The 15,190-nt window shown below is 63.8% G+C and carries 8 protein-coding genes; 6 read left to right on the forward strand and 2 right to left on the reverse strand.

Features of this window, described 5'->3' with window-relative positions:
- Positions 1 to 80 precede the first annotated feature (80 nt).
- Complete coding sequence (locus tag PE058_RS05425; protein ID WP_040497856.1) at positions 81 to 455, forward strand: YbaN family protein; 375 nt, start codon at positions 81 to 83, stop codon at positions 453 to 455.
- A gap of 157 nt (positions 456 to 612) precedes the next feature.
- Entirely contained in the window at positions 613 to 2,130 is a 1,518-nt protein-coding gene (locus PE058_RS05430) for an O-antigen ligase family protein (RefSeq protein ID WP_020084340.1), read from the forward strand.
- Between the two features lie 38 nt (positions 2,131 to 2,168).
- Here PE058_RS05430 and PE058_RS05435 read toward each other — a convergent pair whose 3' ends face one another.
- Positions 2,169 to 3,578 carry an oligosaccharide flippase family protein gene (locus PE058_RS05435; RefSeq protein WP_271030060.1) on the reverse strand — a complete coding sequence of 470 codons (1,410 nt, stop codon included), beginning with the start codon at positions 3,576 to 3,578 and terminating at the stop codon, positions 2,169 to 2,171.
- A gap of 242 nt (positions 3,579 to 3,820) precedes the next feature.
- On the reverse strand, positions 3,821 to 5,266 hold the full coding sequence (locus PE058_RS05440; RefSeq protein ID WP_271030061.1) for a polysaccharide biosynthesis/export family protein: 1,446 nt from the start codon (positions 5,264 to 5,266) through the stop codon (positions 3,821 to 3,823).
- Between the two features lie 537 nt (positions 5,267 to 5,803).
- Between PE058_RS05440 and PE058_RS05445 the strand changes: the two genes are divergently transcribed.
- The 4 genes from PE058_RS05445 (at position 5,804) to PE058_RS05460 (ending at position 15,183) form a co-directional block, all read left to right on the forward strand.
- Positions 5,804 to 6,814, forward strand: coding sequence for a glycosyltransferase family 2 protein (locus PE058_RS05445; RefSeq protein ID WP_271030062.1), 1,011 nt, complete (start codon positions 5,804 to 5,806; stop codon positions 6,812 to 6,814).
- The gene (locus PE058_RS05450) at positions 6,811 to 7,821 is read left to right on the forward strand and encodes a glycosyltransferase family 2 protein (RefSeq protein ID WP_020084345.1); all 1,011 of its coding nucleotides are present in this window, start codon (positions 6,811 to 6,813) and stop codon (positions 7,819 to 7,821) included. Before PE058_RS05445 ends, PE058_RS05450 begins: the two co-directional genes overlap by 4 nt.
- 300 nt (positions 7,822 to 8,121) lie before the next feature.
- Positions 8,122 to 14,073 carry a non-ribosomal peptide synthetase gene (locus tag PE058_RS05455; protein ID WP_271030063.1) on the forward strand — a complete coding sequence of 1,984 codons (5,952 nt, stop codon included), beginning with the start codon at positions 8,122 to 8,124 and terminating at the stop codon, positions 14,071 to 14,073.
- 90 nt (positions 14,074 to 14,163) lie between these two features.
- Complete coding sequence (locus PE058_RS05460; RefSeq protein WP_271030064.1) at positions 14,164 to 15,183, forward strand: hypothetical protein; 1,020 nt, start codon at positions 14,164 to 14,166, stop codon at positions 15,181 to 15,183.
- The last annotated feature ends 7 nt before the right edge of the window (positions 15,184 to 15,190 follow it).

Here is a 15,190-nt window from a genome sequence, read left to right on the forward strand (position 1 = left end):
TGCGTACGGCACGCAAGACCGATATGATCCGGATCTGCAACTCAATTCACTATGTCACTGACCGGGAGATTGGGCATCGCGTGCAAAGGTTGGCCTATATCGCTGTCGGCGGCATTGCAACGCTGCTCGCCATTGCCGGTGCGATCCTGCCTGGCCTGCCGACAACTCCCTTCCTGCTGGTCGCGCTTTGGGCGTTCGCACGCTCGAGCGAGAGATTGCTCGGATGGCTCGACCGGGTGCCGTTGCTCAGGGAGGCCATGGCGGAAGCGCGGCGCTTCGAGGAGCGGCGGGCGATCCGGCGCGAGATCAAATTCACTGCCGTTGCGGTCGCGTGGGGATCCGTTTTGTTCACGGCTGTGGCGTCGGACTTTTCGAAGCCGCTGCTCATCGGCATTGTTGCTGCCGCGGCGACAGCGGGCACCATCGCGATGATCTGGATTCCGACCGACCGATAGGGCTTTTCCCCTATCTGGCGCCGGTATGCCCCGTTAATCCGAAGCATCAACCATATTCTCCGCACATGATGGCGGCGCTTGTCGCCGCGTATTATTTGGTTAGCGGAAACAATGGCTTTGGATTCTCCATGGCCATGGGCCTCAGGATCACGGTTGCATGGGCGCAAGCGTTTCGGCCGCCATCTATGCCTTTGCTGCGCTCGGTCTCGCGATCGTCGTATTGAGAACGGTGCATCTCGATGCGGGCCGCGGGCTTTTCCTGTGGCTCCTCAGCATTCCGGTCGTCTTCCTCGTCGTCGACCCTCTCACGATCCTCCTGACCACGGCCGCGCTGATGCTGGCGCTGGCGCCCCTCTCGGCGGCCCGGCGCGTGGCTTTCTTTCTGATCGCGGTGCCCTCCGTGCCGCACTTCGTTCATGCCGATCTTCCGTTTCCAGGCATCAACTTTCTCGCCGTGGTCTCGAACAGCCGCATCGCGGTCGTCGTCATTCTTCTGCCGCTGCTGTTCTACGCGCGATCGCCGGATCGGCCGAAGCTCGGCTGGTCTCTCGCCGATTTCGCGGTGGTCGCGTTTGCCGCGTATACGGCGGCCATGGTGGCGCAGGCCCTCAACGTGACGAGCGGGTTCCGCTTCTTCGCGGAGCAGTTCATGATCCTCATCGTGCCCTATATGGCGCTGGTGCGCGCCATAGACAGCGATGACGCGCTCGAAACCTGTCTGCGGGGCTTCCTCGCCTGCGCGGTCATTCTCGCGGCCGTGACGTTCATCTCCACGCTCAAGCAGTGGGATTTCTACAGACTGTTCGAGCCGCCTTCCGTGATGGGCATTCCCGATTATCGTGGCGGGCTCCTGCGCATCTCGGCTACGGCGAACACGCATTCGCTCGGGTTCTATCTGGCGGCGGGCATGCTGCTACTCGAATATCTGAAGCATCGCATGTCGCTCGGGTTCATCCGGCTCAACCTGCTTCGGGCGTTTCTGTTCATCGGGCTATTTGCCACCGGCTCGCGCGGGGCGATGGTGGGGCTCGCGCTCGGCTATGGCGTCTATGCGATGTTTGCAATGCGCTCGACGGTGCTGCGGACCACCTACTTCGTGGGGTTGTTGGCCGGCGTTATGGCGGGCAGCGTCTGGCTGTTCGAGACCGATCATTCGGAGATCGATCCTTACGGGACGTTCGATTATCGCAAACAGCTTCTGATCACGTCGCTGGACTATATCCGCAGCCATTTCCTGTTCGGCAACATCGGGTTCATGTCGAGCGGGAAGTTCGATCACCTTGTCCAGGGGCAGGGCATCATCGACATCACGAACCTCTACCTGCAGATCGCGCTCAGCTACGGGTTCGTCGGGTTCGTGCTGTTCTTCTCCATCTTCCTGCAAAGCGTTTACGGCTTGCTGGTCGGGGCCTGGCGCGAGGCGCGCCACGGAGATCGTTCGACGTGTGCCGTGCTGCTGGCGATCCTCGTGGGCTGGCTGACGCTCGTCGCGACGACGAGCGATGTCGCATTGACGGTTCATCTCGGTATCGTATTCGCGGCGCTGGGGCGTGCCGCCTACGGCCTTTCGGCAAAGAGACATGAGGAGGTGGTTCGCGTGCGGCCGCCCTCTCCGGTCTGCGTACCCGCTTGGCAACCCGCTCTGGCGCGGAAGCTCCCTGCCCCTCAGATCTAGGATGGCATCGCCGCGCTGCGATCGCCTGACGAGGCGTCTCAGCCGAGGACGCGGGTGAGGATCGCAATTGCGGTCAATCCGGCGATGTAGCCCGCGGGCCATGCCGGGAGCACCATCAGCTCGTATTTCAGATCCGCAAGACCGAGCTCGCGGGCGAAGACGTAGTGGAAAGGCATCATGACGATGGGATGGAGCGCGATGGCGTACATCGCGCCGTGAAGGCCGTACATGTAGAAGAGGGTCGGCAAGAGAACGGCAACGGCAACCAGTCTCACGAAGCTCAGGATCGCCTGGTACTTCGGCCGTCCAACGGCGAGGTAAGCCATGCTGAAAACGCCGTATCGCGCGAACACGAGAGAGAACGACAGGATCTGGAGTAGGGCGCCCGCATCCTCGTAACGGTGATCGTAGAGCAGCGAGACGAGGCTCGGCGCAACCGCGAACAGAAAGCCGGCAGAGCTCAGATACCAGATGTCGATCGGTGGGCGCAGGCGCATCAATTGCTGGCGCAGCTTCTCGTGGCTCTCACGAGAGGCCTCGCTCAAAGCCGGGAGAACGACATTGTCGAACAGCCGCGAGATCAGCCCGTCGACCGCTCCATGCAGGTTGAGCGCGATGGAGTAGATGCCGAGGGTCGCAGCGCTGACGACGGCGCCGAGGAAGGCGCGATCGATGTTGGTTGCGAACACGAAGGTGATCGATGAAACCAACACCCACTGGCCGAACTTCGATATCTCGGTTAGTGCCTCCCGGTTCCACATGAAGCGGTTCTTGATGCCCGGGAGATACGTGTGACTCATCACGGTCGTGATGAGTGTCGCGACCACGCTGGCAGCGACAAGAGACCAGATCGACCGGGTGAAGTAGCCGAGCGCGATCATCAAGATCAGGCTGCCGATCTGGGCGGCCCCGTCGATGATGATGAGACGGCCGAGTGCAAGGTTGCGGCCGGCCGTCATGTGGTTCGTGGACTGGAAACCACCGATCACGAACACGAATGACGCGGCAATGAGCAGGAGGGGCAGCTCGGGCGCGGTGAAGGCGGTTCCTTCCTTGAAGAGACCGAAGCTGTTGGCGAGATACAACAGCATCGCGATGGCGACGCAGGCGATCCACATGATCACGCCGCGGAGCACCTGCACCGAGAACGCGGTGTTGAGGAGCACGGGATCGTCTCCGCGCTTGCTCTGAATGATGGCGGAGCGAAGTCCGATGTCGGAGAGCAGGCCGAGCGTGACCTGGATCATGATCACGAGGATCATGAGGCCGAACATCTCGGGAGCCAGCAATCGGGTGATGATCAGGTTGCCGCCGAGGCGGATCACCTGGCTCAGAACCTGAGCGCCCATCATCAGGCTGGCGGCCTGGAAAATGCGGCCGTGGATGAAGCGGTCGCGGAGCGCGGAGAAGCTGAGCCGGGAGAGCGCATCAAGCGGTACAAATCGCACGCGATGCTCTCCTCGCATCAAGTTCCGAAAGTGCCCGGTCGGCCTGGGACAGGCCTAATCACCATCGAAGGGGCTGGTTGGCAAGCCATTCACGCATGAGGAGATTAATATCGGGCCAACATGGCGTCCGTGGGCCTTGCGGCGTCGCGCCGGGGTGGCTGGCTCGTGACGAAGATGCATCGGTTTGGGCACGAAAAAGCGGCCGCGCGGCAGGTCATGCCGCACGGCCGCCGGAAGCAATCTCAGTAGTGGCTGCGGCTGCCTGCGTCCGAGGACGAGGAAGACGTGCGGCGGAGGATCGCCGGGGCGTCCACGGCCGCGTCCTCGATCATGCGCTGCGCGGCGTCGGCAGCGTCGATCGCGTTGTCGCTGCCTTCGAGAGACGACTGCTCGCTGGCGGCCTCAGGCTGGGCGTCCTGGCCTTCGGCCACGATCAGCACATCACCCGGCAGGATCTCGGTGAACACGGAGGCGGGAATCGTCTGCACGCCTTCAGCGGTCTCGCGGGCGATGTGATACTTGAGCTTCAGCACATCCTCCTGGTCAGCGGTGCCGGGGCGCACGCCCGAAGCGAGCTCGAGCTGGGCGACCTCACGCTCGAGCGCATCGATACGCTCGCTCAGAGCGGCGCGGCGCTGCTGCGGAACCATCACGAGCTGCTGGTCGATGTTGCTCAGGCGAACGCGTGCACGCTCGACCATGGAGTGCGCCTCTGCGTAACGCACCTCGCTCGAAAGCAGGTCCGACTTCTGGCTCAGATAACGGCTCTTGGAGACGAGCTGCTTGTCCTTGAGGCTCTCGATGTCGGCGAGCTGAGCGCGCGTGATCTCGAGCTGGCCGAGGACGGCCTTCTCCTGGCTCTGGGCGGCGGAGAGCTCACGCTCGGCGGCCTCGCGCTCACGACGAAGGCCGATGAGCTGGGTTTCCATCATGTCGCGCTGCTCGCTCAGCATCGTGTTCTGGCGAGCGACGAGCGTCGTCAGAGCCGTGCGGCTCGATTCCGGAACGCTCTTGATCAGCGTCTTGACGCGCTCGGTCGTTGCGACCGCGTCAGCACCCTCACGCTCGGCCTTTAGGCGCGCGAGCTGTGCGAGAGCGAAGGTCAACTGCGTCCGCGTCTGGCGGTTCGCAACCGTACGAACCTGCGTGCTGCCTCCCTCGACAGACGAACGCATCACACCGCGTGCGAGAGAAATGGCCTGGATCACCTTGAGGCCCGGGCGCCATTCGATGGCACCGGCTTCGGCAACCTGACCCATGATGAAGTAGGGACGGAACTTGGCGACCTCGATGGCCACCGTCACGTCAGTACGCGTCAAGGCGCTGAGCTTCTGGGCCAGCATCTGCTCGAGCTCGGCCGGCGTCATGGTGCCGATCTCGATACGGCCCAGGCGCGGGAAGGAGAGCGAAGAGTCCGGATCGATGGTGTAGTCGCCGCTTACGTCGGCGTTGCCCCACACGCGGATCCGGATGCGCTCGACGTGCGACATGTCGAATGTCGCCCGCTTCTTGGTTTGAGCCTGCGTTTGCGCGGCGGGTACGCTGTACTCGACCTCGCGGATACTCGACGCGTTTGGCGAGAGCGCATGCGCGGGCGATACGGATGCGAGATCCACCGCCGAGGCCGCATGCCTGTCGGCATGGGCCGAGTCTTCTCCAAAGCTGTCGGCAAAAATAGCGCCAGGCAATATGCTTGCTGCGACACACGCGCCCAAAAGCGTCGGAATGCGCACTCGCCGCACGATCGGGCGGCTAACAATTTTACTCGTCACGGACTCCACCCTTCCGCTACGGCGTTCGTCTGCACAAAGATTGCAGGCCAACGACGTGCCCCATGTGAACGACCTAAGTCAGGAGCAAATACGTGCCAAAACGGCACGTCTAGAAATCGAAAAATATGACCTGATACAATCATGTGCAACATAAATATTATGATATTGTTTACCTTGGTTAACCGCTGCCGCCGCGAGCTGTGGATTGTCACACGGAAGGGCGGTGTTTCATCGGATCGTCGCAGTCGAGAACGTGCGGTTTGGGGCCGGTTCGCGACGACGGAACTTGCAGCCGGGCTCCGCGCCGAGGCCTGTGGATGACGCCGCGCGCGAGGCGAGATTTCGCCCCGCTCAACCAAAGTCAGCGGGATTTCTTCCGAAGCTTCGGTGCTGTGATAGTACGAGTGCCGCGCGTCTGAGGCGCAACCGCGTCCGATCGTAGTGGGTGAAATTATGTTTTCTGAGCAGACGGATAAGACAGCTTCGGGTGTCACCGTCGTTGTCGCGCTCGTGAATTATTGCACGCGCGATCTCACGCTGGACGCTCTTCGCTCGCTCGAGCCCGAGATTGCGCAGTATCCCGGCTCTCATGTGGTGGTCGCAGACAACGCCTCGCCGGATGGATCGGGCGCAGAGATCGCGCGCGCCATAGCGGAGAACGGATGGTCCGCGTGGGCGCGGCTGCTGCCGATGCCGATCAACGGCGGCTTCAGCTATGGCAACAACGGCGTGGTTCGCGAGCAGCTCGCGAAGCCGCAGCCCCCTAAGTACATCTGGCTTCTGAATACCGACACCGTCGTGAGGCCGGGCGGGCTCCGCGCGCTCATCTCCTTTCTCGAAACCCATCCCGATGCGGGGATCGCCGGAAGCCGCCTGGAGCACCCCGATGGGGAGCGCCAATGCTCGGCGTTTCGCTTTCATTCGGTCGCGGGCGAGTTCGAATCGAGCCTTCAGATCGGCGTCGTGTCCAAGCTGCTGAAGCCGTGGGTGATCGCGCCTCCTCTCACCGATGAGCCCTCCCGCTACGATTGGCTTTCGGGCGCGAGCATGCTGATCCGCACACGCGTTTTCCAGGACGTGGGGCTGATGGACGAGGACTACTTCCTCTACTACGAGGAGACGGATTTCTGCCGTCGTGCGTTGGATTACGGCTGGTCTTGCTGGTATGTGCCCGAGAGCCGTGTGATCCATCTCGTGGGCAAGAGCACGGGCGTCACCGATGCGGCGGGGCGTGTCAAGCGGCGGGCTCCCTACTGGTTCCAGTCGCGGCGGCGCTACTTCATCAAGCATCATGGCGTGGTCTATGCGGCGCTGGCGGATCTCGCGCTTGCGGCCGGAACCGCACTATCGATGCTCCGCAACGTCGTGCGGGGACGCGCACCCACGAATCCCGAACGGTTTCTCAGCGATCTCGCGCGTCAGAGCGCGATCCTCAATCCGTCTGCCGGCGGGGAGACGCGATGACGGAGGGCGGCCCGGGCGCGGTGGAGCAGCCTCACCAGGACGTCGCGGCAATCGTCATCGGGCGCAACGAGGGCGAGCGGCTTCAGCGTTGCCTGCGCTCGCTCCTCGGGCAGGTTCGCACGATCGTCTACGTGGATTCCGGATCGAGCGACGGCTCGATCGCGTTCGCGGAAGGGCTTGGCGTGCACGTGGTGCCGCTTGACCTCAGCTTGCCCTTCACGGCTGCCCGGGCGCGCAACGCGGGATTTTCCCATCTGGAGAGCCTTGGGGAGCGCCCGGCCTACATTCAGTTTGTGGATGGCGATTGCGAGGTGGAGCGCGGCTGGATCGGGACCGCACGCCGCTTTCTGTCCGAGACGGATGCGGCGGCCGTCGTATTCGGCCGGCGGCGGGAGCGGTTTCCGGAACGCTCTCTCTATAACCGGCTTTGCGATCTCGAATGGAGCGTTCCTGCGGGCGAGGTGAAAAGCTGCGGCGGAGATGCGTTGATGCGCGCAAGCGCGTTCCGCGAGGCCGGCGGTTACCGGCCGGATCTCATTGCGGGCGAGGAGCCCGAGCTGTGCGTTCGCTTGCGTCGGCGGGGGTGGAAGATTTTCTGCCTCGATCACCCGATGACGCTGCATGACGCGGCGATGACGCGTTTCTCCCAGTGGTGGCGCCGCTCCGTGCGCTCCGGCTACGCGTTTGCCCAAGGCGCTCACCTGCATGGCGACCCGCCTGAGCGTCATTGGGTGGCCGAGTCCCGCCGCGCGTGGATCTGGGGTGCCGGCATTCCGGCAGCGATCGCCGCCACGGTGGTGCTTGTGGGGCCTGCGGGCCTTGCGCTCGCGCTGGTCTATCCCGTTCAGGTGCTCCGCCTTTACCTCAAGCGCACGGGGCGTGAGCCGATGCCTCTGGCGTCCTCTTTTCTCCACGTTCTGGGCCGATTTCCCGAGGCCGCCGGACAGATGAAATTTCGGCGAGACCTGCTCACGGGGCGTGCGGGAAAATTAATTGAATACAAGTGATTCCGTCGTCGTGCGATCCCGTCTTGCGGAGGCGGGCACAATGCTTTTCGCTCCGTTAACGCTAGTGCTCTGGGGCGTTTGTTAGGCGCTGCGCGGACGGATAGGATTTGGTTCGGGTTTTTTCGTTTTTTCTGAATGTTGGCAGGGGCGTCTGGGTGGCTGAGGCGTCATGTCGGTCGTGGAAACAGTCGTGGCTGCGATAACGTGACTCATGTCAGTCCCAGAGACCGGCTTCGTGCCCTCTCTCCCAAAGCATCCAAGCTGCGCACCGCCTCGCCGGAGGACCGGGCTCCAGCAGATTTGCGCACTCTCTTTCTGCGTCAATGCAGCCGCCTCGGCGCGACGACGGTCGCCTACGCGCTGCTGGCCGACAATCTCGGCATAGCCTGCCAGATCACTTACGAAGAGCTGCAGCGGCGGGTGTTCACTCTCGCCTATGCCCTGGCCGCGCGTTGCGAGCCGGGGGAGCGTGTGCTTCTCGCGTTCGACAACGGTCTCGAAAGCATCGAGCTGTTCTGGGCGTGCATCGTGGCCGGCGCGGTGCCCATTCCGGCGCCAGCGCCAGCGCCGCGGCAGTTTGCGGAAATCGGATACCGTCGCCTGCAGGGCATCGCGGCCGATGCCGGCGCAAGCCTTGTCGTCACCACCGCAGACCAGCTCGCGAAGCTGCCGCTGCCAGTGCCTGATAATTGGGTGTCTTACGAGGCGCTCGATGGAGGTCTCGCGACGGCACCGCCAGACGTCACGGTTTCGGAAAGCGATCTTGCGTACCTGCAATATACGTCCGGCTCGACCAGCGAACCTCGCGGAGTAGAACTCACGCACGCCAACGTGCTGCATCACTGCGCGGTGATCACACGCACAGCGGATTCGAGCACGGAACCGGTCAGCTCCCTCAATTGGCTCCCCTGGTTTCACGATTTCGGGCTTGTGCAGGGGGTGATCGCGCCGCTCTACAAGGGCGCGACCTCCTATCTTATGCCGACCGTCTCGTTCATGCGCAGGCCGCTTTCGTGGCTCGAGGGAATAGCCAAGTATCGCGTCTCGCATAGCGGTGGGCCGGATACTGCGTACCTGTCTTGCGTGAGAGCTCTAGCCCGCCGTCCGAACTGGACGGCGGATCTCGGCTCCTGGTCTCTTGCGACAAGCGGCGGAGAGCCGGTTCGCGCCGATACCGTCCAGGCTTTCCTGCGCGCTTTCGCTCCGCATGGGTTTCGTAGCGAGGCTTTCGCGCCGGCCTACGGAATGGCGGAGGCCGTTCTCGCCGTAAGCCTCAATTGCGAGGAAACGCCGCCGCGTTTTCTACGCTTGGACAGCGCCGCCCTCGAGCGCAACGAGGTTTGCGAGGCGCCAGGCCATGCCGCCGACGCCAAGACGCTCGTCGGGTGCGGCGCGGTGCTCGATGGGCTCGATCTTCGCATCGTCGACGCGGAAACTGGCGTTGAGCGTGCGCCGAACCGGGTTGGCGAAATCTGGGTGCGCGGGCTGACCATCGGGCAAGGCTACTGGGGGAAGCCGGACGAGAGCCGCGAGGCGTTCGGCGCAGAGCTCGCGGGAAGCGGCGAGCGCTTCCTGCGTACCGGCGATCTCGGCTTTCTGCACGATGGGCAGCTCTATATTTCCGGGCGCCGCAAAGACCTGATCGTCGTGCATGGGCGCAATCTTTATCCGCAGGACATCGAGCATACGGCGGAGGCGGCACATGATGCCGTGCGCGAAGGTGGCGTTATCGCCTTGGGCATCGAACGATCCGTCGGGGAAGCCGTGGTGCTGCTCGCCGAATGTTCGGGGCGGCCTGACGAGGCCGCAATCCGTGACCTGGCCGAGCGTATAAGGCGTGAAGTGAGCGCGGAGCACGGCGTCGAGGTTCACGATGTCGTGGTGTTGAAGCGCGGGGCGTTGCCCCAGACTTCGAGCGGAAAGCCGCAACGTGCTGTCGCGCGCCAGCGCTATCTCGCAGGCGGCTTCGAGGGTGAGAGGCTCAATGGCGGACCGGCCGTGCAGGCCAGCCGGGATCCTGCGGATGCCACCGAACGCGTTGTCGCCGACGCGTGGATGGCTGTGCTGGGTCTCGATCGCTGCAATGTGGACGATGACTTCTTCCTGCAGGGCGGAAACTCCCTCACCGCGACACAGCTCGTCTCGCGCCTGAAAGCTGCCTGCGGCGTGGATCTCGCGATCCGGAGTGTGTTCGAGGCGCCGACCATTGCCGGTCTCGCGCGGAAGCTTCGGGACGAAGCGGGCCGCTCCGTTTCTTCGTGCGTGGATCGAGGGCAAGGCGGCGAGATCGTTTTGGCAGACGCTACGCCGCTGTCCTTCTCGCAGGAACGCATGTGGTTCATTCACCAGCAGGCGCCGGAAAGCCCTGCCTACCACATGCCGCTCGCCTTGCGGCTCAGGGGCACGGTCGATGCGGATGCGATGGAGGCGGCATTCGCCCGCGTCATCGAGCGTCACGATATTCTACGGACGACGTTCGAGACGACTGCGTCCGGAGTCGAGCCGCGCGTTCACCTGGCCATGCACGTTCCGCTTCGCCGTGTTGCGCTTTCGGCCGCCGATCCCGCGGCGCGCGCCGAGGAGCTGGAGCGCCTGCTTGCGCGCCTGACACACGAGACGTTCGATTTTGAGCGCGGCCCGTTGATGCGGACCTACCTCGTCGGACTCGGGGCTGGCGAGGCGGTTCTGCTCATCGTGATGCATCATATCATCGGCGATCAGTGGTCGTTCGCGGTGCTGGCGCGCGAGCTTGCGCACTTCTATCGCGCGGCTCTTGGCGCCGAAGTGGGGCTGCTGCCTCCTTTGGTCGCGCAATATGCGGATTACGCCGCGTGGCAGCGCAGCACGTTTGCCGGCGCGCGGCGTGAGCGTGAGGAAGCGTACTGGGAACAGGAGCTTGCCGATCTTGAGCCGTTTGCGCTCGCTTCCGATGCGCCGCGTCCCAATCATCCGCTCTATCGCGGCGGCCGTGTGCGGGTGCCGCTCGATCCCGGTCTTGTGAAGGAATTGACGGCGCTGGGCGCTCGTCACGGGGCGAGCCTTTCGATGGTGATGATGGCGGCGCTCGACGCGCTGCTGCACCGTCATTCCGGGCGAACGGATATTTCGTTCGGTGTTCCCATTGCCAATCGCAACCATGCGCGCTCGGAAGCGCTCATCGGTACATTCGTCAACATGCTTGTGCTGAGATCCGACGTCGACAGCGGGCAGGATTTCGCGTCGCTCCTGCGGCAGGTTCGCCAGCGCGCGCTCGACGCTTTTGCGCATCAGGACATGCCGTTCGAGCTTCTGGTGCGTGCGCTGAAACATCAGCGAGACGCCAGCCGCGCGCCTCTCTTCAACGTCCTGTTCAACATGATCAACACGCCGGTCGGTAAGCTCGATTTCGGCGGGCTCGAAGTCTCGCGCTTCGATTTCGACCGCGAGGCCACGCAGTTCGATCTCTCGGTGATGGTGGATGCCGAGCACGATTTTTCGATCGGCTTCGAGTATGCGGCGGAGCTGTTCGAGCGGGAGACGATGGAACGTCTCGCCTCTCATTACGAGCGGGTTCTTCGGGCTGTGGCCGCTTCCGAAACGGTGACGATAGGGGCTCTCCCGATGATGGATGCCGAGGAGGCCGCATGGATCTCCTCGTTCGGGCGGGGGCGCGATCTTGCGTTGCGCGCGGAGACGGTTCCTGCGTGGCTGGCGCCTGCGTTCGAGAGAAATGCCGACGAACCCGCGGTCGTGTTCCAAGGGCGCGCGACGAGCTATGGGGAGCTCGGCCGTGCGGCGGACGCGGTTGCACGCGCGTTGCGTGCGCGCGGGATCGGCCGAGGCGACCGCGTCGGGCTCTATGCCGTCAGGTCCGTCGAGATGCTGGTGGCGCAGCTCGGCATTCTGAAGTCCGGCGGCGCTTATGTGCCGCTCGACCCCATCAATCCCGCTGCGCGGCTGCGCTACATGGCGGGCGATGCAGGCCTCGGACTCATTCTCACCCATGCTCCGGAGGGAGCGCTCGTGGATTGGGCATCCGAGACCTCGCGTCTCGACGTCGGCAAGGCGATTTCCGAAGGGGCGGATCTGGCGCGGACCGATGATGCGTGGGACGTGTCGCGTGATGCCGGTCCGGATGATGCCGCCTACATTCTCTACACGTCGGGCTCGACAGGGAACCCGAAAGGCGTGGTGGTCCCTCACCGCCCGGTTGTGAACCTGCTCGCGAGCGTGGAGCAGGAGCCGGGGCTTGCCGCATCCGACCGCATTCTCGCGGTGACCACGCTGAGCTTCGACATTTCCATCACTGAAACGTTGTTGCCGCTCGGCGCCGGGGCGCAGATCGTGCTGGCTGGCGGCGACGAGATCGCGGATGGCGCTGCCTTGTGGCGCCTGATTGACGAGCACGGCGTATCCGTGGTGCAGGCGACGCCGTCGACCTGGTATCTGCTGCTGGCAGCGGGATGGCCCGGCTCACCGTGGCTCAAGACGGCTATCGTAACGGGCGAGCCGCTTCCGCCGGATTTGGCAATGGCCTTGCGGGTGCGTTGCGAGGCGGTCTGGAACATGTATGGGCCGACCGAGACGACGGTCTGGTCCACCGGCGGGCTGGTGGCAGACCCCGCGGAACAACGCATCTCCATTGGACGGCCGATTGCCAATACGCAGGTCTACGTGCTCGATGCCGGCATGCGGCGGTGCCCTATCGGTGTCGAGGGTGAGCTGTTCATCGGCGGGCTTGGCGTCAGCGCGGGCTACCTCAAACGGCCGGAGCTGACGGCGGAGCGATTTTTGGCAGATCCGTTCTTCCCCAGCGACGGCCAGGCGAGGCTCTATCGCACGGGTGATCGCGCCTTGTGGCGCAAAGACGGCATGCTGTTGCATCTTGGCCGGTCGGATTCGCAAGTGAAGATCCGAGGATACCGGATCGAGCTTGCGGAGATCGAGGCGGCGCTGGCGCGGCATCCGCAGGTCTCACGTGCGGCAGTCGACGTCCGTGATTTCGGCGGAGACAAACGGCTCGTCGCGTATGTGGCGTCAGGCGCGGAGCCTGCGGGGCGAGAGGCGCTTCGGGATCATCTGCGCGCCCTTCTGCCGGACTACATGGTACCGCAGCATTTTACCGAAATGGAAGCCTTGCCGCTGCTTGGGAGCGGAAAGATCGATCGCAAGCGGCTGGCGGCAGGGCCGCTGCCCGATCTCACGATCGAAGCCGCGACGCCGCCGCGAAACCTCACCGAGCAGGCCATTTGGGAGATCTGGCGTGAGGTTCTCGGCACCGAGCGCTTCGGCGTTCACGAGAACTTCTTCGATCTCGGCGGTCATTCCATGCTGGCGGTGCGCGTCGTGAACCGCATCCGGGCCGATATCTCGCCGCGGTGCACGCTACCGCTGTTTTTCCAGAACCCCACCGTCGCCGGATTGGGCGCGGCAATGAGCATGCGTCCGCATCTCGAGCAGCCATCGCTCGTGTCGCTGCAGGAGCAAGGGGAGGGACCGCCGCTGTTCTGCATCTGCGGCATCCATCTCTATCAGGAGCTGGCGGACCAGCTTGCGCCGCATACACCGGTTTACGCGATCTTCGTTCCGTGCGAGCTCGGCATCCTGAACGGAGACGCGGATGAGAGATCGCGTTTTATCTCGGTCGAGACGCTTGCGGCCGACTATCTCGTCGAGGTGCGCAAGAAGCAGCCGCACGGTCCCTATTCTCTCGCCGGGCTGTCGTTCGGAGGCTTGCTCGCCTACGAAATGGCCCAGCAGCTTCGCCGCGCCGGCGAGGAGGTCGCATTTCTCGCCATGTTCGATACGGTGATGCCGGAGCGTAAGATCAGGACCGTTGCGCGCCGCGCGCTGCATCACGTGCAGATGTTCCCGACGGAGGGTCTGATGCCAGGGCTCGTACGCGGGCGTGCGCGCGTTTCGGAGCTGATCGACGCGTTCGCAAGCGCGACGGGGGATGCGTTCCCGGTCATGAACATCCTGGATGTTCAGGATGCCCGGCGCGCTGCTTTGCGCGATACCATCTATGCGCGGGCGGCGCGCCGATACAAGGTGAAGCCCTACGACGGAACGACGGTTCTGTTCCGGGCGGATGATAGCAAGACGCTGGACACGACGGCGCGCTGGAGGGCTGTCGTCCGCAACCTCGATGTGCAGCACGTTCCGGGTGATCATCTCGATGTTCTCAAGGCGCCGCATGTGAGCGTGGTCGCGCGGCAGATCCTGAAGCGGCTCAAGTGCGCGCTTTCGTCTTCGCGCATGCTGATAGGCTGAGAAATGGCCGGATATCGCAATCCTCTTTGTGTCTCGCTCGCCGTTGCGGCCGCCGGCTGGGCAAGCCTTTTCGAAGTGAGGGCTCAAGACATGGTGCGCGCGCCCGCGGAGAGCTGGCAGGAGCACAGGCTCGGTCCTAAGCCGGGTATTTCGGTCATGTGGGTGGGGCACAGCCTCATCGAGCAGAAGGCGGACTCGGCGTGGGGCCGCGTCGACATCATGTCGGTCGTCGGCAGGCTGGCGGAGAGCCGAAAGCTTGCCTACACCATGACGGATCACACGCTGTTCGGCTCCCCATTGTCGGCCCTCTGGCGCGGGCGGCCACACAGCTACGATCGCGACGCTTCTCCGATGGCCAAGAAGCGAGCGGTCTTCGAAACGGAGGCGGGGCGTTACGATACGCTCGTTGCGACGGAGGCTGTTCCGCTTGCGGGAACGCTCAAGTACGAGTTCAGCCCCTATTATCTGCGCAGCTTCTACTGCACCCTGCTCAAGGCCAATCCTAAGGCACGCGTCTATCTCTACCAGACGTGGGTGAACTTCCAGGGCTCGCATCGGGCTGGAGGCAAGCCCGCGCCCGAGGGTTTCGATTGGCGCGCCGAGATGAAGGCGGAGCGGGTGCTGTGGGATGAACTTGCGGACGCGGCCCGGAAGCCGTCCGTCGTCGCGCCTCATTGGCTGCATCGGCTGGGCTGGACCTCGACATCAGATGCCGGTTGCGGCATCGAGGATCCCATTTATTCGGTTCCGGTGGGCGACGCACTCCTGGCGCTCGATGCGCGTATGGCGGCTCCGAAGCCGGGCGATCGCTTCGAATGGCCAGACGGAAGGCCGTTTCGCCTAATCGATATGGTGGCCAATCCGGTCGTCGACTCTGTCACCGGCGCGCTCAGAGATCCCTCGAAGCCATTCGACGACATTCACGCGAGCCTTGCTGGCATCTACTTCTCGACGCTGGTGCACTTCGCGACGCTCTATCGGCAAAGTCCGGCCGATCTTCCATCGCCGCCCGAGATCGGCGAGCCGCTTGCGCGAACGCTCCAATGCATTGCGTGGGAGACCGTCGCTAAAAACCCGCGTTCGGGTGTGCTTGGGGACGCGGACTGCTAGCTGGCGA

Source organism: Hyphomicrobium sp. DMF-1, from assembly GCF_027886585.1.
Taxonomy (GTDB): Bacteria; Pseudomonadota; Alphaproteobacteria; order Rhizobiales; family Hyphomicrobiaceae; genus Hyphomicrobium_C; species Hyphomicrobium_C zavarzinii.